Source organism: Pseudomonas mediterranea CFBP 5447, from assembly GCF_000774145.1.
Taxonomy (GTDB): domain Bacteria; phylum Pseudomonadota; class Gammaproteobacteria; order Pseudomonadales; family Pseudomonadaceae; genus Aquipseudomonas; species Aquipseudomonas mediterranea.
In genome coordinates, this window is record NZ_KN322987.1 from 304,928 (window position 1) to 326,555 (window position 21,628).

Annotated in this window: 18 protein-coding genes; 15 read left to right on the forward strand and 3 right to left on the reverse strand. The window is 59.9% G+C overall.

What is annotated here, in order from left to right:
• Nucleotides 1-25: 25 nt before the first annotated feature.
• From N005_RS21505 to N005_RS21520, 4 genes are read left to right on the forward strand one after another with little or no spacing between them, the layout of a single operon-like run.
• On the forward strand, nt 26-832 hold the full coding sequence (locus tag N005_RS21505) for an ABC transporter substrate-binding protein (RefSeq protein ID WP_047703034.1): 807 nt from the start codon (nt 26-28) through the stop codon (nt 830-832).
• A gap of 11 nt (nt 833-843) precedes the next feature.
• On the forward strand, nt 844-1,620 hold the full coding sequence (locus tag N005_RS21510) for an amino acid ABC transporter permease (RefSeq protein ID WP_047703035.1): 777 nt from the start codon (nt 844-846) through the stop codon (nt 1,618-1,620).
• A 2-nt stretch (nt 1,621-1,622) separates the two neighbouring features.
• Nucleotides 1,623-2,402, forward strand: a complete 780-nt coding sequence (locus tag N005_RS21515; protein WP_047703036.1) for an amino acid ABC transporter ATP-binding protein — start codon at nt 1,623-1,625, stop codon at nt 2,400-2,402.
• Between the two features lie 28 nt (nt 2,403-2,430).
• On the forward strand, nt 2,431-4,041 hold the full coding sequence (locus tag N005_RS21520; RefSeq protein ID WP_047703037.1) for a gamma-glutamyltransferase family protein: 1,611 nt from the start codon (nt 2,431-2,433) through the stop codon (nt 4,039-4,041).
• Between the two features lie 36 nt (nt 4,042-4,077).
• Here N005_RS21520 and N005_RS21525 read toward each other — a convergent pair whose 3' ends face one another.
• Nucleotides 4,078-5,466: an aldehyde dehydrogenase family protein gene (locus N005_RS21525; protein ID WP_047703038.1), complete on the reverse strand. Its 1,389-nt coding sequence runs from the start codon at nt 5,464-5,466 to the stop codon at nt 4,078-4,080.
• Nucleotides 5,467-5,743: 277 nt separating this feature from the next.
• On the opposite strand from N005_RS21525, the gene N005_RS21530 reads away from it, so the two are divergent.
• Nucleotides 5,744-6,538, forward strand: a complete 795-nt coding sequence (locus tag N005_RS21530; protein WP_047703039.1) for an acetoacetate decarboxylase family protein — start codon at nt 5,744-5,746, stop codon at nt 6,536-6,538.
• Nucleotides 6,539-6,560: 22 nt separating this feature from the next.
• Here N005_RS21530 and N005_RS21535 read toward each other — a convergent pair whose 3' ends face one another.
• Nucleotides 6,561-7,259 (reverse strand): TetR/AcrR family transcriptional regulator, encoded by a 699-nt coding sequence (locus N005_RS21535; protein ID WP_081993311.1) that lies wholly within the window; start codon nt 7,257-7,259, stop codon nt 6,561-6,563.
• A 290-nt stretch (nt 7,260-7,549) separates the two neighbouring features.
• Between N005_RS21535 and N005_RS21540 the strand changes: the two genes are divergently transcribed.
• The 10 genes from N005_RS21540 (at nt 7,550) to N005_RS21585 (ending at nt 20,108) form a co-directional block, all read left to right on the forward strand.
• The gene (locus tag N005_RS21540) at nt 7,550-9,103 is read left to right on the forward strand and encodes a PucR family transcriptional regulator (RefSeq protein WP_081993312.1); all 1,554 of its coding nucleotides are present in this window, start codon (nt 7,550-7,552) and stop codon (nt 9,101-9,103) included.
• A 308-nt stretch (nt 9,104-9,411) separates the two neighbouring features.
• Nucleotides 9,412-10,197 carry an acetoacetate decarboxylase family protein gene (locus tag N005_RS21545; RefSeq protein WP_038859302.1) on the forward strand — a complete coding sequence of 262 codons (786 nt, stop codon included), beginning with the start codon at nt 9,412-9,414 and terminating at the stop codon, nt 10,195-10,197.
• A 127-nt stretch (nt 10,198-10,324) separates the two neighbouring features.
• Nucleotides 10,325-11,572, forward strand: a complete 1,248-nt coding sequence (locus N005_RS21550) for an MFS transporter (RefSeq protein WP_047703041.1) — start codon at nt 10,325-10,327, stop codon at nt 11,570-11,572.
• A gap of 48 nt (nt 11,573-11,620) precedes the next feature.
• Nucleotides 11,621-13,075, forward strand: a complete 1,455-nt coding sequence (locus N005_RS21555; RefSeq protein ID WP_047703042.1) for an aldehyde dehydrogenase family protein — start codon at nt 11,621-11,623, stop codon at nt 13,073-13,075.
• Nucleotides 13,076-13,243: 168 nt separating this feature from the next.
• Nucleotides 13,244-14,713 (forward strand): purine-cytosine permease family protein, encoded by a 1,470-nt coding sequence (locus tag N005_RS21560; protein WP_052126428.1) that lies wholly within the window; start codon nt 13,244-13,246, stop codon nt 14,711-14,713.
• A gap of 48 nt (nt 14,714-14,761) precedes the next feature.
• Nucleotides 14,762-16,162, forward strand: coding sequence for an APC family permease (locus tag N005_RS21565; protein ID WP_081993314.1), 1,401 nt, complete (start codon nt 14,762-14,764; stop codon nt 16,160-16,162).
• Nucleotides 16,163-16,241: 79 nt separating this feature from the next.
• Nucleotides 16,242-17,006 carry an SDR family NAD(P)-dependent oxidoreductase gene (locus N005_RS21570; protein WP_162843602.1) on the forward strand — a complete coding sequence of 255 codons (765 nt, stop codon included), beginning with the start codon at nt 16,242-16,244 and terminating at the stop codon, nt 17,004-17,006.
• A gap of 110 nt (nt 17,007-17,116) precedes the next feature.
• A complete protein-coding gene (locus N005_RS21575) occupies nt 17,117-18,502 on the forward strand; it encodes an NAD(P)/FAD-dependent oxidoreductase (protein ID WP_047703045.1) in 1,386 nt (461 codons plus the stop codon).
• Between the two features lie 15 nt (nt 18,503-18,517).
• Nucleotides 18,518-18,862 (forward strand): cupin domain-containing protein, encoded by a 345-nt coding sequence (locus N005_RS21580; protein WP_047703046.1) that lies wholly within the window; start codon nt 18,518-18,520, stop codon nt 18,860-18,862.
• 208 nt (nt 18,863-19,070) lie between these two features.
• Entirely contained in the window at nt 19,071-20,108 is a 1,038-nt protein-coding gene (locus N005_RS21585) for an ABC transporter substrate-binding protein (RefSeq protein ID WP_047703047.1), read from the forward strand.
• A gap of 131 nt (nt 20,109-20,239) precedes the next feature.
• On the opposite strand, the gene N005_RS21590 is transcribed toward N005_RS21585, so the two are convergent.
• Entirely contained in the window at nt 20,240-21,544 is a 1,305-nt protein-coding gene (locus N005_RS21590) for an MFS transporter (protein ID WP_081993315.1), read from the reverse strand.
• Nucleotides 21,545-21,628: the final 84 nt, after the last annotated feature.

The following is a 21,628-nucleotide window of genomic DNA, read 5'->3' on the forward strand; positions in this document are numbered from 1 at the left end:
ACCTACTGAACTGGAGTGTCTGGTCATGCATAAGCCTCGCGTGTTGATAGCCGCAATATCCTTGGGATTCTGTGCACAGTGGGCGTCCGCCGCCCCCGTGGTGCCGGAGCGTTTGATCAAGGCCGACAAACTCGTCTATTGCTCGGGCATGGACTCGCCGCCGCTGGTGTCCTTCGATGAGGCGCAGAAACCCAAGGGGCTGACCGTCGACCTGGGCCTGGAAATCGCCAAGCGCCTGGACGACAAGAAAGTGGAATGGCGGGTCGTGCCGTTTTCCGGCTTGCTCCCCGCGTTGCTGGCCAAACAGTGCGACATGATCGTCGACCAACTGTTCGACAAGCCCGAACGCCGGGAAGTGATCGACATCGTCAACTACATGTACTCCAGCCAGGCGGTGGTGGTGCCCAAGGGCAATCCCAAGGCCATCAAGACGCTGCCGGATCTTTCCGCGCGCAAGGTGGCGGTGCTCAACGGCTCTACCATCAAGACCCTGCTCGACGCCGAGAATGAAAAGCTGACCAAGGCCGGCAAACCGCCGATGAAGCTGGTGGTCTACAACACCGATACCGATGCGTTCCAGGCGCTGCGCATCAGCCAGGTCGATGCCTACGGCACCACCGTGGAAACCGCCGGCTATTACGCCGCGATGGCCCCCGACCTGTTCGAGGAAGGGGTGCCGGCCTTCAGCCGGATTCTCACCGGCATCGGCATTCGCAAGGACGATCCACAACTGAGCGCTGCCGTGCAGCAGGTGATCAGCGACATGCGCGGCGACGGCAGCTACAGCCAGTTGCTCAACAAATGGCATGTCGCCGGCGACACTCTCGATTGAGGTAAGCGTCGATGAATTTCAATTGGGATGTGTTCTGGCAGTACCTGCTACAGCCCAGTGGGGTCTACCTCACCGGGCTCTGGCTGACTTGCCTGATCAGCGTGCTGGCGATGTTGCTGGGCTGCGCCCTGGGCCTGGCGGCGGCGCTCTTGCGGCTGTCGAAGAATCCGTTGCTGCACATGCCGGTGCGCTTTTACGTGTGGTTGATGCGCGGCACGCCGCTGCTGGTGCAGATAGTCTTTCTCTACACCGCGCTGGCCGCCGGCGGGATCTTCCGTTTCGAGGACATCGACCTGTTCGGCCTGGTGGTCCCCGGCAATATCCAGGCGGCAATCATCGCCCTGGGCCTCAACGAAGGCGCCTACATGGCAGAGATCATCCGCGCCGGCATCGGCGCGGTCGACAAAGGCCAGTATGAGGCCGGCCGGTCCCTGGGCATGACCTTCGCCAGGTTGATGCGGCGCATCATTCTGCCCCAGGCGTTCCGGGTGATCGTGCCGCCGCTGGGCAACGAGTTCAACGTGATGCTCAAGAACACCACGCTGGTCAGCGTGATTGGCGTTCAGGAACTGCTGCTCAGCACCCAGATGGTGACCTCGGCGACGTTCCGGGTGTTCGAGCTGTACCTGGTGGTGGCGATTTACTTCCTGTTGCTGACCACCCTCTGGGGCTTCTTCCAGCGCTGGCTGGAAGCCCGCTTCGGTCAATCGGACCGTCCGTCTTCGCCACCGCCGGCGGCCACGCGGATGTTCGGCCGCAGCACCCTGAAATTGCTGAGGGAACGTTAACCATGGCGCACAAAAGTGAAGAACTGATCATCGAAGCGCTGGACGTTCACAAGTCCTTCGGCGACCTGCAGATCCTCAAGGGCATATCCCTGCAAGTTCGCCGCGGCGAGGTGGTGGTGTTGATCGGTGCCTCCGGGTCCGGCAAGACCACCTTCATCCGCTGCATCAACCTGTTGGAAGACATCCAAAGCGGGCGTATTCGCGTCAATGGCCAGGCCATGGGATACCGGGAACGCGCCGATGGCAGCCTGGTGCGCGATTCGGAGCGCAACATCGCCCGCCAGCGCCGGGACATCGGCATGGTGTTCCAACGCTTCAACCTGTTCCCCCACATGACCGCCCTGGAGAACATCATCGAGGCTCCGATCCAGGTTCTCGGGATACCGCGCGCCGCTGCGTTGGAACAGGCCCGCAGCCTGCTCGCGCGGGTCGGCCTGGCGGACAAGGCCAGCCATTACCCCTCCATGCTCTCCGGCGGGCAGCAACAGCGCGTGGCGATCGCCCGGGCGTTGGCGATGAAGCCCCAGGCGATGCTGTTCGACGAGCCCACCAGCGCCCTCGACCCGGAAACCGTGGGCGAGGTGCTGGAGGTGATGAAGGAACTGGCGGAAGAGGGCATGACCATGGTGGTGGTGACCCACGAAATGGGCTTTGCCCGGGAAGTGGCCGACCGTGTGGTGGTCCTGGACCAGGGCGAGCTGATCGAGCAAGGCCCGCCGGAACAGATTTTCAGCCACCCCAGCCACCCGCGTACCCGGGCCTTTCTCAGTCGCGTGCTCTGACTCATTTTGTCTGTGAAGAGAGTTTGTCATGTTGAAATTTTCTGCTCACGAGTACCCGTATCCGTCGCAACGCCAGAGCGTCTTCGCCCGGCGCGGCATGGTCGCCGCTTCTCAGCCACTGGCCGCACAGGCGGGTATCGAGATCATGCAAAAGGGCGGCAACGCCATCGATGCCGCCATCGCCACGGCGGCGGCGCTGACCGTGGTGGAACCCACCGGCTGCGGCATCGGCGGTGACGCCTTCGCCTTGGTCTGGTGCAAGGGCCAGTTGCACGGCCTCAATGGCAACGGCCATGCACCGGCGGCCCTGAGCGTCGAAGCGGTGCAGGCCACCGGCCACGAACGGATGCCCACCTACGGTTGGACGCCGGTGACGGTTCCCGGTTGTCCATCGGCTTGGGCCGAGTTGTCACAACGCTTCGGCAAACTGCCCTTTGCCGAGCTGTTGCAACCGGCGATCAGCCTGGCGCGGGGTGGTTTTGCCGTGTCGCCGGTGGTCGCCCTTCAATGGCAGATCGCCTTGAAGGAGTTCACCCCCCAACGCGATCCGGTGCTGGAGACCTGGTTCGATACCTTCCTGATCGAAGGACGTGCGCCGCGGGCCGGGGAGATCTTCCGCAATCCGGCCCAGGCTCGCACCCTCGAAGAACTCGCCGCCACCCGTTGCGAAAGTCTCTATCGCGGCGCCCTGGCCGAACGCCTGGATGCCCATTCCCGTGCTACCGGCGGCTACCTGCGCAGCACCGACCTCAAGGATTACCGCGCCCAGTGGGTGGAGCCGATCCACGTCAACTACCGGGGCATCGATGTCTGGGAAATCCCGCCGAGCGGGCAGGGCCTGGTGGCCTTGATGGCGTTGAACATCCTCGAGGGCTTCAGCTTCGATCACCGCGACAGCCAACAAACCTGGCATCGCCAACTGGAAGCGATGAAGCTGGCCTACAGCGACGGCCTGCACTACATCACCGACCCGCGGCATATGCGCGTGGCGGTGGCCGACCTGCTGAGTGACGACTACAGCGCCCGGCGCCGTGGACAGATTGGCGAACAGGCCCAGCCGCCCGCGCCCGGCGATCCCCACGCCAGCGGCACGGTGTACCTGGCGACCGCCGACGAAGAAGGCAACATGGTTTCGTTCATCCAGAGCAACTACCACGGTTTCGGCTCCGGTGTGGTGCTGCCCCACAGCGGGATTGCCCTGCAGAACCGCGGGCAGGAATTCAGCCTCGACCCGACGCACGCCAACTGCCTCGCGCCGGGCAAGAAAACCTTCCACACCATCATCCCCGGTTTCCTCACCCAGAACGGCCAGGCCCTCGGTCCCTTCGGCGTCATGGGCGGCTACATGCAGCCCCAGGGACACGTGCAGATGGTCATGAACCTGGTGGACTTCGGCCTGAACCCCCAGGCAGCCCTGGATGCGCCGCGCTGGCAATGGCTGGGCGGGATGAAGGTCGGCATCGAGCACGGCGCGTCACCGGACCTGGTCAACGCCCTGGCGCGCCGTGGCCATGAAGTGCAGGTCAGCAGTGACCTGACCGACTATGGGCGCGGGCAGATCATCCTCCGTGATCCGGTCAGTGGTGTGTTGTGTGGGGGGACTGAGCCTCGGGCGGACTCGCATATTGCGGTCTGGTGATCGCCTCCGTTCCTTGGTTGCGGACCTGGAAGCGTATCAGCGGCGATCCAGCCAGACCGTTTGGGCGTTACAGAACTCTCTGAGCCCAAAGTGAGAGAGCTCCCGCCCAAAGCCGCTTTTCTTGACACCGCCGATGGGGACGCGGGGATCGGTGGCGACATAGCCGTTGATAAACACACCGCCCGTGATCATGCGTGCGGCAAAATGTTTGGCTTTTTCGACGTCAGCAGTCCAGAGGCTGCCCGCCAGGCCGAACTCGCTGTCGTTTGCCAGTTCAAGCGCGTGTTCCGCGTCCCTGGCAACGATCAGCGAAGCGACCGGACCAAACAGCTCCTCCACGAACGAGGTCATCCCGGGGCGGACGCCTGCCAGAATCGTCGGCTCGTAGTAATTGCCGATCCCTTCTATTTTGTGACCGCCCAACAGCAGCTTCGCGCCTTGGGCGACGGTTGCCTTGACTTGCCCGTCCAGCTCATCCCGCAGATCGGGGCGCGCTATAGGGCCAATGTAAGTGCTGCTTTCAAGCGGATCCCCGAGCTTGAGCGCAGCGACTGCATCAACGAACTTGCTCTCGAATGCTTCAGCCACGCTTTGTTCGACGATGATACGTTTGGCGGCAATGCACACCTGGCCGCTGTTTTGAAAGCGTCCGACCACGGCGGCTTTCACGGCCTCATCAATATCCGCATCCGCCAGGACCACGAACGGGTCGGACCCACCCAGTTCCAACACACATTTTTTCAGCGCCGCGCCGGCTTGCGCGGCAATGGCTGAACCTGCACGAACGCTGCCAGTGACAGCCACCGTAGCGATGCGTGGGTCTTCGATGGCCCGGGATACCATTGATGGAACAACGTTGATCACCTCAAAAACGCCGTCGGGCAGCCCGGCATCCCGCCAGGCTTGTTGCAGACTGTAAGCGCAGCCCATGACGTTGGGCGCGTGCTTGAGGACATACGGGTTGCCGGACAGGATGATTGGCACCGCGCCCCTCATCACCTGCCAGAACGGGAAATTCCAGGGCATGACCGCAAGGACGGCCCCAAGCGGCCGGTAAGCAACATAGGCTTTATTGTCCTCAACCGATGTAGGCTCAGGCTCCAACATGCGTGGCCCATGCTGGGCGTACCATTCACATAACGCGGCGCATTTTTCTACCTCGGCACGCCCCTGAGCGACAGGTTTGCCCATTTCGTTCGCAGCCAACTGAGCCATCCCTTCTGCCTGGGCGCGGAGCTGGGAGGCGAGGTTGAGCAAGACTCCGGCCCTGACCTGTACCTCAACGTCCCGCCATTGCTCAAAGCCAGCTTGTACGCGAACCAGGGCCGCCTCCATTTCGCTGACAGACTCATAGGGATAACGACCGATCTGTTCGCCGTTGGCCGGGTTGATGGAGAGGGCAGCGTCAGAGCTATCGAAGGTCATCGTGAGGTCTCGGGAAGAAATTGTGGAGGAGGGCGCTCGCTTATGGCTGTCGTCAGTATCGATGGATTCAGGTTGTTTTCAATCAGACCCATGTACGGATCTATCAGAGGGGGTTGTTCGAAGTTATGAATGGCGTCGGTGCGTGTCGCATCGTACAAAAGCCTATTGGCATTGTTTTCGATCGTACAATTGCTGCCTGTACAGCGTGCGGGCCATTCTCGGAACAGCCTGATATATGCATTACGGCTCACCGTACGATAAAAACAAGGGGAATGTGATGAGTTATGTTTGGACTCGACAGCAGTTGGACGAATACCGGAGCTATTACGATAATATCCGCACGCACCACAGTTACAGCTATGTCAATTATTCCACCACCGCTGAGTTCGTGCGAAGCGTGCTTCCGCCGTGCCTGAATGTTTGCGAGAAACCGATAGTCTCGGTCGGGTTCCTGTCGTTCATGGAGTGGGTGAATGGCGTACCGAATCGCATGGGTCGCGACCGTGCCGCCATTATTGGCGTCAATGCCGAATATAAAGGCGTCGAAGGCAGTTACTATTTGACCGTTCTCGAAACAGAGGAAGTCAACATCGTCACCGGGCGTGAGTTCTGGGGGATGCCAAAAAAGCAGGGGACGATTGATTACTTCGAAGACGGCGAAAACTTTCATGGCATCGCCGGCAGGAAGAATCATGACTTGATCCAGCTCAATGCTTGCTTGGGGCAAGAACAGGGCGGCATGCGTGAAATGCCCGAGTATTATTTCGACCTGCGCTGCGGTCATGAAGTGAATGCACGCTCAATCCGCAACCCCGAACTGGTGATTTTCAAGAACTCTACATTGATCAAGCGCTTCCGTCCGATCACTCGCTCGCAACTGCAGCTCACCGGCTCGCCATTCGACACCGGCGTAGGTACGGTGCCGGTTGGAGACTTTATAGAGGGTGGCCATCTCGGCGGGGAAACGTCCTACATTGTCGAGCAGGCGGTGGATCTGTCGACGGATGGTATTGATTACGCGCCCTATCTAATGGGGCGACTGTACGACGACTGGCCGGATGTCCGTCGATAAGGACAGCGATAACACCCGGCATCTACACCTCGTCTGTGAGTAGCATCGGGCGAGGTGGATTCATCAGCGTGTTGCTCCAGAGTGCTATAGAAGTATCGAGCATCTGTGCACGGATCTCAGGGGTGAAGCTCTGTTGCCATTGGTAAAAGAAGTTACCTTCAATCATCGTTGCGATCAGCCCACTGTAGGTTTCGATAGCGTCCGAATTCAGTTGCGGATTGATCTCACGGACGAGGTACCTCAGGCCTGTCAGAAAATACTCATATTGCTCGATCATGACCTCCTTGATGCGTTCATCCTGGGTCGCCAGTGCACCCATCTGGAAAAACAACCTGCCCGTGTAATGATCCAGGGTCGCCGCCACATTTTCCCGAATCGCCAGAGCCAGCTTTTCCATGGGGGGCGTATGGCTGTCGGTGTAGATTTCCTGGAAGCGGAACACAAAAGACTCAAGTTTGGCCTTGATCATTTGCAAGCAAAGATTTTCGGTATTCCCGCAGTAATGCTGCAGGGTGCTCAGGCTGATGCCCATTTCCTTCGCGACCTTGCGGGCGGAAAATGCCGCGTAGCCGTCACGGATGAACACTTGCGCCGCTGCATCATTTATTTCTTCGATCTTTCTCGACCTTTTCTGTGTGCGGCCATATTTGACCTGGCCCTCTATCTCGTGGTCTTCGGTGGCAGCAGGCAAGGGCATATCCGATCCTATCCAGTCATCCATTTATCCTCGCTAGCCTACCTCGCCCACGGGGGGAGGCAAGCACATTCATAGTCGCGAGTCTAAAATTAGGTCATACGACCTATGTTGGTGCTTTTCTACACAATGATGATCTATGAAATGGGTACATCTGACTCATCAAGGAAAGCTCGCCAGCCTCTGCGGCGCACGATTGCCGCTGACTGTGCGCCCGTCAGCGCCATCGTTATTCATGGCAAGGTTATTGCCTTGGAAGACCTTCACCGGACCCGGCCGCCGGGCCGAGCCCTATCATTCATTTCGATGTACTGACCATGCCCCTGACCTTGAACGACCTGATCCTGACGCCTGAACTGCGCACCCGTGTCATATGCGGTGCGCAGCGGTGCGACGAAACAGTGAGCTGGGCACACGTCTGCGAGCTCGCTGACCCATCCGAATGGCTGGGGAAGGGGGATTTGCTGATGACCACGGGCATTGGCATTCCGACGGATCCAGGCGAGCAGCGGTTGTATGTCGAGCGCCTGCACGTCGGTGGGCTCGCGGGGCTGATGATTGGTGACAACATGCAGGCCCCTGCGGATATTGACGAACTGTTCGCGGCGGCCAAGGCGTTGGGTTTCCCGGTGTTGATGACCGAGTACGGTGTTCCGTTTTCAGCCGTTACCAAGGCGGTGGTGAATGCCTACAAACAGCTGGAGAACAATCGGCGCAACGCCATCACCCACGTGTATGAGACCGCCCGCATCAGCATCCAGGGCTTGGGGCTGCCGGGGCTGCTCAAACGCCTGGAGGCCGATGTAGGAGCGGTGTTGCATCTGGTCGACCCACGCTCCCTGGACCCGTGGATGGCCGGATTGGCTGAGCTTCCTGCGCTCCATCGCAAGGCCATACTTCAACGCCCGAGAGCCGCCCACGGCACCCCCATTGTCCAGCGGTGCGCGGTGGCGGACGGAGAGACCGTGCTGGTGTCCGTTCCCTCTCACCGCGGTTGCCTGTTGGCTGCCCACAGTGCGCAAGCGTTGGACTACGGTCTGCTGCATCACATCGTTGCCGTTATCGGCATTGAACTCGAACGACTCAGGGTCGACCGGGAAACCAAGTTGCGCCAAGGGAGCGAACTGATCGACGACCTCCTGCACAAGCGTGTGTTGCCTCGGCAGGCAGAAGAACGACTAGAAGCATGTGGCGCGGATGTTTCACGCTTGAGACTCGCAGTCGCCCGTTTGGGCGCGCTGTCGATCGAGGAGATTGACGAGGCGCTGGTGCGGCATGGCATCGACCTCATATTAAGGGTGCAGGGCGAGGAGGTTTTTGCGCTGTTCTGGGCTGATGCAACTGTCCGCGATTTTCAGTCCAATCTGTTGATCAAAGTGGGCGTGAGCGATTTCCTTGAGCATGTGGACGATTGTGCCAATGCGCTGCGCGAAGCGCGCCTGGCGCTGGCCCATACCACCGAGAATAGCCCGCTCAGTTTCTACTCGGACACTGGGGTGAATTCTCCTTGGCTGCCACAAAGCCTGCATGATGCAAGCGAGGCGTTTCGCCGGGTCCTGGGACCGTTGACAGATTATGACGCCGCTCAAGGCGCCCAATTGTTGCACACCCTGCGTACGTTTCTGGAAAACAACCGATCCTGGATAAATACCGCTAACAAGCTGCATATACATAAACAAACATTGGTCTATCGAGTGCGCAGGATCGAGGAGATTACCGCCAGGTCTTTGGATTTGACCGATGACGTCGCCATATTATGGTTTGCGCTCAAGTCGGCGGATATCGCTGGCATTTCAAATCCATGCGCCGCGAGTACCGAGAAGGAAGCCCATATCCGCAAGTTACCCTCGGAGGTGCCTGACTCAAGATGAGTGAGTGTTTATCTTGCAAATATCTTTATGCCGGCAGTGGGTAGGCTGTCGCGTACTTGTTGTAATTCCAGTCCCTGAATAATAATTCCTGCGCTTTAATCGGCGGATATATCGCTGTTCGTAACAAATGACATGGGTGCGCTCGCGCCAACTTTGAAGCCTGTACGATCATACAGCTGCTTTTTGCATTTTATTATGTTCGCACCATTGTTGGTGCACTGCTCGCTGAGCAACTCTAGTTACAGGGTTCGGGCTTGGGTCGTGAGTCCCGGACGCTATAACCAGACCACTGCACAAGGATAATAATCATGGGCTTTGTTAAAACTCCTGAAGAAGTAAAGGAAATCCAGGCTTTGCTGTCCAAGGGCCGCTTTACAGTAGAATCCGTTTCCATCGAATTCGAAACCACGTTTGAATTCTTGCGCTCAGTGCTCCCACCATGCTTCGAACTCCCGGAAAAACCGATTGCAATTGCCAACGTCTCTCGCTGGCAGAGCGCCCTGTGCGGCGAGTTCGATTGTGGCGTCATCTACCTGAATTGCCGTTACAAGGAATTCACCGGCACCACCATGCTGACCCTCTTCGTCAGCGGTGACATGCCGGTCACGATCGGGCGCGAGATGTGGGGCGAGGGTAAAAAGCTGGCTTCGTCGCAATTGTATTTCGATGGTAACGATGCCTACGGCTACACCGAGCGCAACGGTGTACGCCTGATCGAAATCAGCGCTGAGTTCGGCCCGGACCTGGGGCCACTCGATACCAGCAACTACGACTTTGAAATCAAGGCTCAACCTCACGTCACCGGTATCGGCTTGCAGAACGACGTCGTTCTCAACTGCATGAAGACCGAAGAATCCTATCGGGTTACCCGTGTCGGCAAAGGCACGCTCAAACTGACAGGCTCCACCATGGACCCTCTGGACACCATCCCGGTGATTTCCGTCGGTGAAGCATTCTATGCCGAAGGCGCCTCTTCCTGGACCGTGCCCTGGTTTGATGAATTGCCAAACCGTGATGCGTACGTGCCGTACATCTACGGCCAGAAGTACGACGACTTCCGCTTCTTTGCAAAACCAAAACGGTTCGCTGAGTAAGACGTTATTCAGCACTTCTCATAATAAAAAGCGAAGGACAGCAAGACACTCAAGTGATCCTTTGGGGCTGTGTCCCAAGGGATTGGAGTTTGAGTGCCTGCAGCCCCTTCAGATAATGGAGAAAACCATGTCCCGCTACAGTCCCGTTAATGACCAGGGAAAATGGCTGGCACTGTGCTTGTGCTTCCTGGCCACTGTTGCCATTTTCATACCTTATGTCGGTTATTCAACCCAGATCGTCACCATGATGACCGATCTGAACATGACTTATACGATGGTGGGTACGCTGGCTTCGGCTTCTGCAGTGGCCGGCGGGATCATCCTTCCATTTGCCGGCATTCTGGTCGACCGCTGGGGTGCCAAGAAGATCACCGTTCTGGGTCTGCTCATTTCCGCAATCGGGCAGGTCGCCTTCGCCTACGTTCCTTCATTCGAAGCAATGTTGATGTCCCGCATCTTTCTCGGTGCCGGCATCCCACTCTTGTTCATCGGGCCTTACACCCTCGCGCTGCGCTGGTTCGAGCAGTCCGGCAAAACCGGCGTGGCCATGGGCGCCATGCTGGCAACGGACGGGATAGGCACACTGCTCGCTCTCTATGCCTATTCCCATCTGCTGAATGCCTATGGATGGCGTGACGGTTCTGCCCTGGGGGCCATTGCACTGGTGGTGACGATGCTCGTCAGCCTGTTCTTCCTGAAAGAACCCAGGCATTTCGCGACACCTGCGACTCAGGCCGAGATCGGCAAGTCGTCTGTCATCCGGGACTTCATGGCGGCCCTGATTCACCGCAACGTGCTGGTTGCCGCGGTATTTCTGGTGGGCGTCTGGGGTTCCTACGCGGTGGCCATCTATTGGGTCCCGACCATTCTCATGGAAGAAAACGGCTGGAGCGAAAGCGACGCCGGCCTGATCGGTGCCCTGTATCCACTGGTGGGCATGATTTGCGCGGTGACGTTCGGCTTGATGTCCGACCGGCTGGGCCGACGCAAACCCCTGATGCTGATTTCCGGCGTGGGCATGACGGTAGCGTTCTTCGGCTGCGCCGCAGCGCTGTCGATGAAAAATTATCCCTTGCTCGCCGGCATGCTGCCCATCTCCGGCCTGTTCGCTTATGGCGGCATCCCGTTGGCCTACTGCCTCGCCGCCGACTCGGTGGGCATCAAGCTGGCTGCCACCGCGAACGGCATCATCATGAGCCTGGGCTTTTTGCTCGGTGGCGTCGTGTACCCGATGGTCCTGGGTGTGATCAAGGACGTAACGGGGCAATACACCGACGGTTTCATCGCCGCATCCGTGTCGCTGGTCGTGTTGAACATCGTGGCCATTTTGTTTGCCCGTGAACATGTGGCCACTGCGCGCCCCGCGTATTCGTAAATCGATATTCAAGTGCAATAAAACTTAGAAAAGAAGCAGGAGTTGAAGATGAACATTTATTACGATGGCAAGTTTGTACAAAGCCAAGGCGCCGCCATTCAAGTAGAGAACCCGGCGACGGAGGAGATATTTGCCGAAGTCGCCGAGGCAACCACCCGCGAACTGGATGCCGTCGTTGCTTCTGCCAAGTCTGCACAACGCAAATGGGCTCGCGTAGGAGCGGGCGAGCGCGCCGAACTGTTACACACCTGCGCGATTCGCCTCAGGGAACATGCACCGGAGCTGGCGCGCCTGCTCACCCAGGAAAGTGGCAAGCCCTTGCGTGAAAGCCTCGATGAGGTCGAGTGGAGCGTCGATGCCTACCGTCATCTGGCCGAGGTCGCGCGTACCCAGGGCGGGCAGGTTGTCCAGCCGAACATGGCGGGCCAGATGAACCTGGTGTTGCGTGAGCCCCTGGGCGTCATCGTCAGCATCCTGCCATTCAACTTCCCGGTTCTGCTGATGACGTGGCAGGTGGCGGCGGCGTTGGCGGCAGGCAACACCTGCATCATCAAGCCTTCCGAAGTCACGCCGATGACTGCGTTGCTGTTGGCGAAGATCTTCGACCATTTGCCACCCGGCATTTTCAACGTCGTGACCTGCGGCGCCAAGGGCTCTGCCTACCTGGTTTCCCACCCTGACACGCACATGATCGCGTTCACCGGTTCGGTGCCTACCGGTCAGAAAATCATGCAGGGCGCGACCGAGCGGATGAAGCCGCTGCTGCTGGAGCTGGGCAGCTCCGATCCGTTCATCGTCCTGGATGATGCCGATTTCGATATGGCCGTGCAGGCCGCCACGTTTGCGGCGTTCCTGAACTGCGGCCAGGTGTGCACCGGCTCCGAGCGTTTCTTCATCCATGAAAAAATCTACGATGACTTCATGGAGGCGCTCGTCCAGTCGGTTTCCAGGCTGCGCATTGGTGATCCGCTGGGCGATGTGGACATTGGTCCGCTGATCAACAAGGCCGCGCTCAATGGCGTCGAAGGCGGTCTGGCTCACCTCCAGAGTCTGGGCGCAAGAATCCGTCATGGCGGCAAGCGCGTTGATTTTCCACGGGGTCATTTCTTCCAGCCAACGATTGTTGAAATCACCGACCCGAACAAGCAGCAGCCGCGCCATGAACTGTTCGGACCGCAGGCTACGTTCTGCAGGATCCGTTCGCTGGATGAAGCCATCGAGCACGCCAACAACAGTGATTTTGGTCTGGGTTCGAGCATCTTCACGTCCAGCCTGGAGTCGGCGATGCGTGCCGCCACCGAAATCGACAGCGGCCACGTATGGATCAACGACCCGTTGAAGGACAACGTTGCCGCGCCATTCGGCGGCAAGAAAATGTCGGGGCTGGGCCGAGAGCTTGGCCTGGACGGCATCAATGCCTTCACGGACGTGAAACACGTGCACATGCAGTTCAAGCCAAGCGTGCAGGGCTGGTGGTTTCCATACTCCCGCCCGGACATCTGAGTCAGCCACGTTTCATTAGTGCTGTGCGGTGGGGGGAGGGCATCAAAGCCTTCCTTCCCTGCGCACGGGAGCTGCGCTGTTCCTGGCGTCTGGCGTAACTCCTTTCCCGCGTGAACTCACACGAACAACAAGAATTTATGCGCAAGCAAATCGCGGAGCGTTGGCATCATGAACAAGAATATCGGGACTGAACGTGCGACCGGCCTTGAAAGCCGCGCGCCGCTGGTGGAGTCAAGATCCATCGATTATGTGCCCCTGAGTGAGCGGCACGGTCGCCTCGGCGACCAGGCCACCATCTGGTTCGCCGGCAGTGCCCAACTGCTCAGCCTGGCAACCGGTGCCATCGGGATTGCCCTTGGACTCAACCTGGCCTGGACCTTGATCGGCCTGGCCCTGGGGACCTTTCTTGGCACGCTGCCTGTCGCTGCGCACGCAAGCCAGGGCCCGCACCTGGGACTGCCGCAGATGGTGCAGACCCGACCTCAATTCGGTCGCTATGGCGCACTGTTCATCTGGCTCGTGGCGGTGTTGGTCTATTGGGGCTACATCGTCTTGAACGTGAACCTGATGGGCGCCACGGCTGAACAGTTGAGTTTGAGTTCAGCGACTACCGGCGGCGTTGTATTGGGCCTGGTATCGATAGCCGTGGCGATCTTCGGCTACAACCTGCTGCACGTGGGGCAACGCTACACGACCTTTGTCCTGGTCGTGGTATTGCTGATCTACGTTGCGGGCCTTTTGTACGGCGGCCATCTTCCCGATGGCTTGTTCAGCCTGACCGGCAGTTTCCAGTTCACTCCCTTTCTGATGGTCACCTCCGCCGCGTTGGCCTATCAACTGTCATGGGCGTTCTTTGTCTCTGACTATTCGCGCTACATGCCGCCCACCACCAGCCATCGATCCATTATTGCCTACACCGGTCTGGGCGCCGGGCTGGGTGTGTTCGGCATGGAAGCGGTTGGTGCCATGAGCGCCGCCCTGTACCCGAAAGAAGCCATTACCCTGGGTCTGCAGCTATCGGGCGATCTGGTCTATCCCGGCTTTGGTGCCGTCGTGCTGACGGTCGGCGGTATCGCACTGCTGATCTTCAATGGCATGTGCGCCTACGGCGGGGCGCTGACGTTGATCACTGCGTTGGACAGTGTGCTGCCGACGTCTCCCAGCAGAGCGCTGAGAATCAAGGCCATTGCGCTGATCGGGGTGACTGCGACATTAGTCGGGGTCCTGCTGCCCGCAGACTTCCTGAATACCACCTTCTATACGGTCCTGGCAGTGTTGGCCTATCTGATGGCGCCCTGGACGGCTATCAACCTGGTGGACTATTTCATCGTCCGAAAAGGCCGCTACTCAGTCAGGGAAATCTTCAACGTGCGGGGCATCTATGGGAAGTGGAACTGGCGGGGCATCGCCGCTTATGTCCTGTCTTTCCTGGCGATGATTCCGTTCATGTACCTGTCGTTCTACCAAGGCCCCATCGCCCGCTATTTCGGCGGCGTCGACTACGCCTTTTTCGTCGGCATCCCCGTTGGCGCGATGCTCTATTGGCTGTTCTGTTTGAACCTGGACCTGAAGACGGAGTTTGAAGTGATCAGCACCGCCGACGACAACCTAGACCGCGATGCCGCTCCGATCGTTTAGCCACACAACGGGCGTCAGCCCAGGCGTTCACCTGACGGGACAATAATAATGACTCAGGCAAATACTTCTTTTGGCACTGGCGACCCCGTGATCGGGGAGAGCCTGCCCGGCACTGAACAGAAGGTATCGTTAACCCGCGTGACCCTCCTGGGACTCTCCGGACAACAGCTGGGACCTAGCGCCGCCATCGCGGCGGGCTCGATGCCACTGTATGCGGGCAATGCCTCATGGCTGGCAATGGCGCTCGCGTTGCTGGCCGCGCTTTGCATGACGGCAGCGGTAAACGTGTTCGCCCGCAAATACGTGGTGACCGGCTCGCTGTTGTCCTATGTGGGGATCTCCCTGGGACGGGTACCTCAGCGGGTGGTTGCGGCATCCTATCTGGTGGGGTTCCTGGTGGTCTGCGCGGCGCTGTCCGCTTGCTTCGTGACGTTCAGCAGCAGCTTCCTGCACAGCGTCGGCGTGACGTTTGCGCTGTCAGGCTGGTTCCAGGCCGCGACGGCCATCCTCATTTCGATCCTGGCCGGCGTCTTGACCTGGCGGGGCCTGGACGCTTCGATTTCGATCACGGCCTGGTTGTCGTTTCTCCCGGTGCCGTTGCTCGCCATCGTGACCGTCATGGCCGCGTCGAAAACCGGAATAGACCTGCAAGCGCAGCTGACTTTGCAGGGAACATCCCTGTCGAGCCTGGCCGAGGGAACCATTGTTGCGTTGGCCTATTTCGTGGGCTGCGATGCGCTGGCGGCGCTCGCGGCCGAAACGGACGACCCGAAAAAGAATGTACCGCTGCTGCTGCGCAACGTGTTGCTGATCACCGGGCTGGCATTCGTCGCCATCCTGATTCTGAGTGCGCCCTTGATGGGGCAAAACCTTGAAGCGCTGGGTAACGGTGAGTCACCCACGCAAATCCTGGCCACGGCCGCCGGCATGGAGTTCCTGCAACTGCCCATCGACTTCCTGTTGGGCGCCGCTACGTTCGCAAGCCTCGTGGCCTTCATGAACTACGGCAGCCGAGTGTTCGCGACGGCATCCGTCGACCGCTTCATCCCGCAGATTTTCTCCAGGATCCATCCCCGGTTCGGTTCACCTACCGGTTCAACGGTGCTGATGACGCTGGCGGCTGCCTGCATTCCTGTCGCCTTGCAGCTTCTGGCTGCAACGCCGCCGCTGCAATCGACCGCCTATTTGTCGACCCTCTACTCGCTGTTCTGGATTGCGCCTTACGTGCTGCTCGGCTTTGGCGCCATCAGGGAAATCAGGATCGACGGTCAATCCAGGCCAGGTACGGTCCTCGCCATCGGGCTGGGTGTCGCGGTGTTCATCGCGTTGCTGATCTACAACTTCGCGGCCAATCCCGGCGGGGTGTTTGGCGCACTGCCTTACATCATGGTGCTGTTGACCGTCATGGCCTTTGTCGGCTTCACCGTGGTGGACGCCGTCAGAAAGTAGGTTTGCCCTCATAGGCTCCAGGGCCGGTGAGGTCTCTCATGTAACGCCTGGAGCCGCCGTTGGCTTCGAGGAGATGACGATGAGCAATTTTATTGCAGCTGTAGTGGTTACCGGCGCGGGTTCAGGAATCGGCCAAGCCACCGCTGCCGAGTTCGCGCGCCAGGGTTATTACGTGGTGGGTTGTGATGTTTCCGGGGCGGGCCTGGCTGGCACGGCAACGCTGATAGGGGCTGAAAAATTCCAGGGCCAGGTTGTGGATGTACGCGATGAAGCGCAGGTACGCAATGCGTTCGAACTCGTCGCAAAGCAGGGCATTCCCTTGCATGCCGTCGCCGCCTGCGCAGGTGTTGCGCGCACGGGGTTGGTACATGACCTGGAACAGGAAGAATGGGACTTCACCCTTGGCATCAATCTCACCGGAGTCTGGCTGACGGCGAAGTACGCGATGCCGATTTTCCTTGAACAGCGCAAGGGCGCTTTTGTTGCCGTCGGCTCGGATGCTTCGGTGCGGGGGGCTTCCGGGTATGCGGCTTACTGCGCCTCCAAACATGGCGTACTGGGCCTGGTGCGCTGTCTGGCCCTGGACTACGGCTCATACGGCATTCGTTCAAACCTGGTGTGCCCGGGGTTCGTCCAGACACCGATGATGGACAGTTTGTTTGCCGAAGCCGAAGACTCGGTGGCCGAAATGCAGGCTTATGCGAAAGAGGTGCCGCTGGGCCGCTTTGCGCTGCCGTCGGAAGTGGCAAAGGCAATTTTCCATTTGGCTTCGGACGAGGCGTCGTACACCAATGGTGCGCTCTATTCCATTGATGGTGGCGCAACAGCGGGTCATTTCGGCTGACTCATATCTTTGTACGAGCTGGCTCATACATTTGAATTGAACAGACGATTGTTTCCATCTGTTCGAGGGCTGAATGTAGCTCTATCAATCGCTGTCATTGGAATTCGTAAATGAAACGTTCCTTATGGTTGGAGGAAATTGCCTCCGAGCTGACTCCACTGCCGGCCTTGGAAGGCAATCTGTCCGTGGATGTCGCCATCGTCGGCGGTGGCTTCGTTGGGCTTTGGACAGCCTTGCAGTTGCTGGAAAAAGATCCGGCTTGCCGGATTGCGATCATCGAGCAGGATATCTGTGGTGGCGGCGCTTCCGGTCGCAATGGGGGCTTCGTCATGTCCTGGTGGCCGAAGATCAGTTCGCTGTCGGCCCAGTGTGGCAAGGATGAGGCAGTGCGCCTGGCGCGCGCCTCGGCGGCGGCCATCGGTGAGATCGAGGCCTTTTGCGCGGCCCACGGGATCGACGCTCATTTTCGTCGCGCCGGTTGGTTGTGGACAGCCACCAGCGATGCTCAGCGGGGTGCGTGGAACGATGTCCTGCAGACCTGCCAGCGACTTGGCGAAGCGGTGTACATGCCGTTGTCCAATCGCGAAGTCGCCCGTAGAACCGGCTCGCCGATGCATCTGGAAGGCGTGCTGGAGATCAGCAACGCCACCGTGCAACCGGCACGCTTGGTGCGCGGCCTGCGGCGTGTGGCGTTGGAGAAGGGCATCAAGATCTTCGAGAACACCCCCATGATTGGCCTGGAACGTGGCAAGCCTGCGGTGTTGCAGGTGCCGAAGGGGCGGATTGCTGCGCAGAGTGTCGTCCTGGCCAACAACGCGTGGGCGGCGGCGATTCCGGAGCTGCGCCGCACGGTCTTGCCGGTGACCAGCACGATTGTTGCGACCGCGCCGATTCCCGATCGGCTGGAGTCGATTGGCTGGACAGGCGGCGAGGCCATTACCGATTCGCAACTGATGGTCGACTACTACCGCACCACCCGGGACGGGCGCATCGCATTCGGCAAGGGCACCGGGATGATCAGCTACGGCAGCCGGGTGGATGCCAGTTACGACGATAACCCGCAACTCAGCCAGGACACCGAGCAGGATTTCCGACGCACTTATCCGCATCTCAGTGACGTACCGGTTACGCATGCGTGGTGCGGCCCCATCGACCGGACGTTCGATAGCCTTCCGGTGTTTGGTCACTTGGAGGGTGCTCCGAACATCGTGTATGGCATTGGCTGGAGCGGTAATGGCGTGGGGCCGAGTCGTCTGGGCGGCCGCATTCTCGCCAGCCTGGCGCTGGGGCTGGATGACGAATGGAGCCACTGTGGGTTGGTCGGGCGCAAGCCGAAGCTGTTTCCCCCGGAGCCGTTTCGATATGTCGGCGGGTTGATGGTGCGCAGTGCGGTGCAGCGTAAGGAAGCGGCCGAAGCGGACAATCGCAGCCCTGCCTGGCTGGACCGTGCACTGGCTGGCTTGGCGCCGGCGGGATTGGAAGACAAGAACCTATGAACCAAGGAGACCGTTATGCCGCAACCGATTGTCTTGGCGAGTACCGCCGATCTTGCCCTGCCTGCCGCTGTCCCGGTACGCGAACCCATCGACAGTCCCGTGGCAAGCACCGCCACCCATGCCGTGGAGGGCCCCGACGCCCTGCTGACCGGTGTCTGGGAGTGTTCACCGGGACGCTGGCGCCGTCAGGTGCTATCACGTGAGTTCAGTCATTTCGTTGCCGGACACTGTGTTTTCATTCCGGACGAAGGCGAGCCCATTGAGCTTCGGGCTGGCGATGCGGTGTTGTTCCCGGCGAACTGTCACGGCGTCTGGGACATCCGCGAAACCGTGCGCAAGAGTTTCGTGATTATGCCCTGAGACGACGGCCGGGATGCCTTCATCCGTTTGGTGGAGGCTCTTGTACGGACGTATGAGCGTTGGCGTTCAAATCATTGTTCAGCCTAATTGTCGGGCACTGCCCAGGTCTTCAAAACTGGACATCGGCGTACCGGGTCAGCGACCAGGCTCGCACCCGGCGCTGCCTCCTTGCGTGGGAGGCTTTCCAGGCTCATCGGAGACAATAACAATGCAGAAAATCCTGAGTACCACACTCATACTTGCCCTGGGCTGTGCTGCCGCCATACAAGCGCATGCCGACCTGACCGTTGTGTCCCACGGTGGTGCCAACAAGGTCGCGCAGGTCAAAGCCTTCTACGAGCCTTACATGCAGAAGACCGGCAGCCGTATCGTCGCCGATGAATTCAACGGTGAAATGGCGAAAATCAAGGTGCAGGTCGATACCGGCAGCGTCTCCTGGGATGTTGTCGAGATGGAAATGCCCGAGCTGGCTCGCGCTTGTGACCAAGGCATGCTGGAGGAAATCGGCACTCGGCCGGAGATCGCCAAACTCGTCCCTGATCTTCTGGAAGGTGCTGTGCAGCCGTGTGGGGTGGGCTTCTTCGTGTGGTCGACAGTGCTCGCCTACAACGCTGAAAAACTCAAGACAGCACCGACCGGCTGGGTGGATTTCTGGGATACCGAAAAGTTTCCCGGTAAGCGTGGCTTGCGCAAGGGCGCCATGTACACCCTGGAGTTCGCCTTGATGGCTGATGGTGTCGCCCCCCAGGATGTCTACAAAGTGCTCGGCACTCGAGAAGGGCAGGATCGCGCCTTCCATAAACTCGACCAGTTGAAGCCGAACATTCAATGGTGGGAGGCAGGCGCTCAGCCGCCGCAATACCTGGCATCCGGCGATGTCGTGATGAGCTCGGCCTACAATGGTCGCATCGCGGCGGTGCAGAACGAGAGCAGCTTGCGCGTGGTCTGGAATGGCGGCATCTACGACATGGATGCCTTTGCCATTCCCAAAGGCGCGACCAACGCCCAGGAGGGCCTGCGCTTTATCCAGTTCATCTTGCAGACCGATGCGCAAAAAGCCTACGCCCAGCAGATCGCCTACGGGCCGGTGAACCGCGCCGCCGTGCCGCTGGTGGATGCCGTCCGCCGTAGCAACATGCCCACCGACGAGACCAACCTGGCCAGGCAAGTGGCAATGGATGCGGCGTTCTGGGCTGACCATGGCGATCAGTTGGAACAGCGTTTCAACGCCTGGGCGGCCAAGTAGCAAAGGCCGCTCCAGTTCTTCACCGAACGGGTGCTGCCCTGTGTATCAACGGAGGAGGGGAGCGCTGGTTTCTTGAGCCGCCTCCCCGGTTCATCCTGTCACCGAAGAGCGCGCAACGATACCACCTGGATTCAGTTGGCGGCAGCAGGAGAGGCTTTTGTCGCCGGAAACCCCTTCATGACCGTCGAGTAATGCCGGGTCTCCGGCATCGCCAGCAACAGCAACAGGAACGCCACCCCGGCGACCGCCGCCAGGGTGACGAAGGCCGCATCGTAACCGGCGCTGTGGACCACCAGTCCCGCCAGGCCAGGGCTGAGTGCCGCACCCAGGCCGAACACGGCGGACAAGGTCCCCAGGCTGACATTGAAACGCCCGGTGCCTTGGGTCAGGTCCTTGACCACCACCGGAAACAGCGCGCCGAAGATACCCGCGCCGACGCCGTCGAGTAACTGCACCGCCACCAACCAGTAGGGGTCGTTGGAGACCACGTACAGGAGCCCGCGCAGGGGCAGGATCAGGAAACCGGCCAGCAGCAGCGGCTTGCGTCCCCACTGGTCGGCCTTGGCGCCGACCAGGAGCGCCATCGGTACCATCACCAACTGGGCGGCGACGATACAAGCGGAGGTCAGCGGCGTGGCCATCTGCAAATTGACCAGCGCCAGCTTCTGGCTGACCAGCGGCAGCATGGCGGCGTTTGCCAGGTGAAACAGTGCGCAGCACACCGCGAACAAGCGCAGGGGCCGGTTGCTCAACAACACGCTTAGCCCGGATGGATGCCCATGGCCGCCGGCCGACGCCGGGGTAAAGCCGCGGGCCACGTCATGATCGATGGCGTTGGCCGAGACCAGGCTGGCGGCAACAATGCTGCCCACTGTCATCGCCGCCATCAGATAGAACACCGCCACCGGCCCGAACAGATAGGCGAAACCGCCGGCCAGCAATGCCGAGCAGGCATTGCCGGCGTGATTGAAAGTCTCGTTGCGCCCGGTGCGGCGGGTAAAGGCTTGTGGACCGGTGATGCCCAGGGAAATGGCGGCGATGGCCGGCGCGAATACAGAGCCGGCAATGGCGCTGACGGTCTGGGTCAGGGCGACCAGGGTGAAGGCACTCATCCATGGCAGCAGCAGGCAACTGCCGGTCACCAGCAGTGCGGCGACAATGATCACTGTCCGTTTCGCCTGTGTGCGGTCGAGCAGCGCGCCCGCCGGGGCCTGGGCCAATAGCGCAGCGACACCGGCCAGGGTCATCACCAGGCCGATACTGGCCGGGTCCCACTTGTGCACCGCCAGCAGGTAGATCGCCAGATAGGGACCCAGGCCGTCCCGCACGTCGGCGAGAAAGAAGTTGAGGCCATCCAGCGACAGCTCGTTGCGACGGTTCTTGACGGAAGTATCCAAGTGCGCAGTCTCGATAGAGGCAGGAAGACGTGGGCGCATTGTGTCAGTTCCCAGCCCATCCGCGATGAACTCCTGCCCGCCCTTTGCCCGGGATTACAGGGGCATCTTCAGCAGCGCCTCATG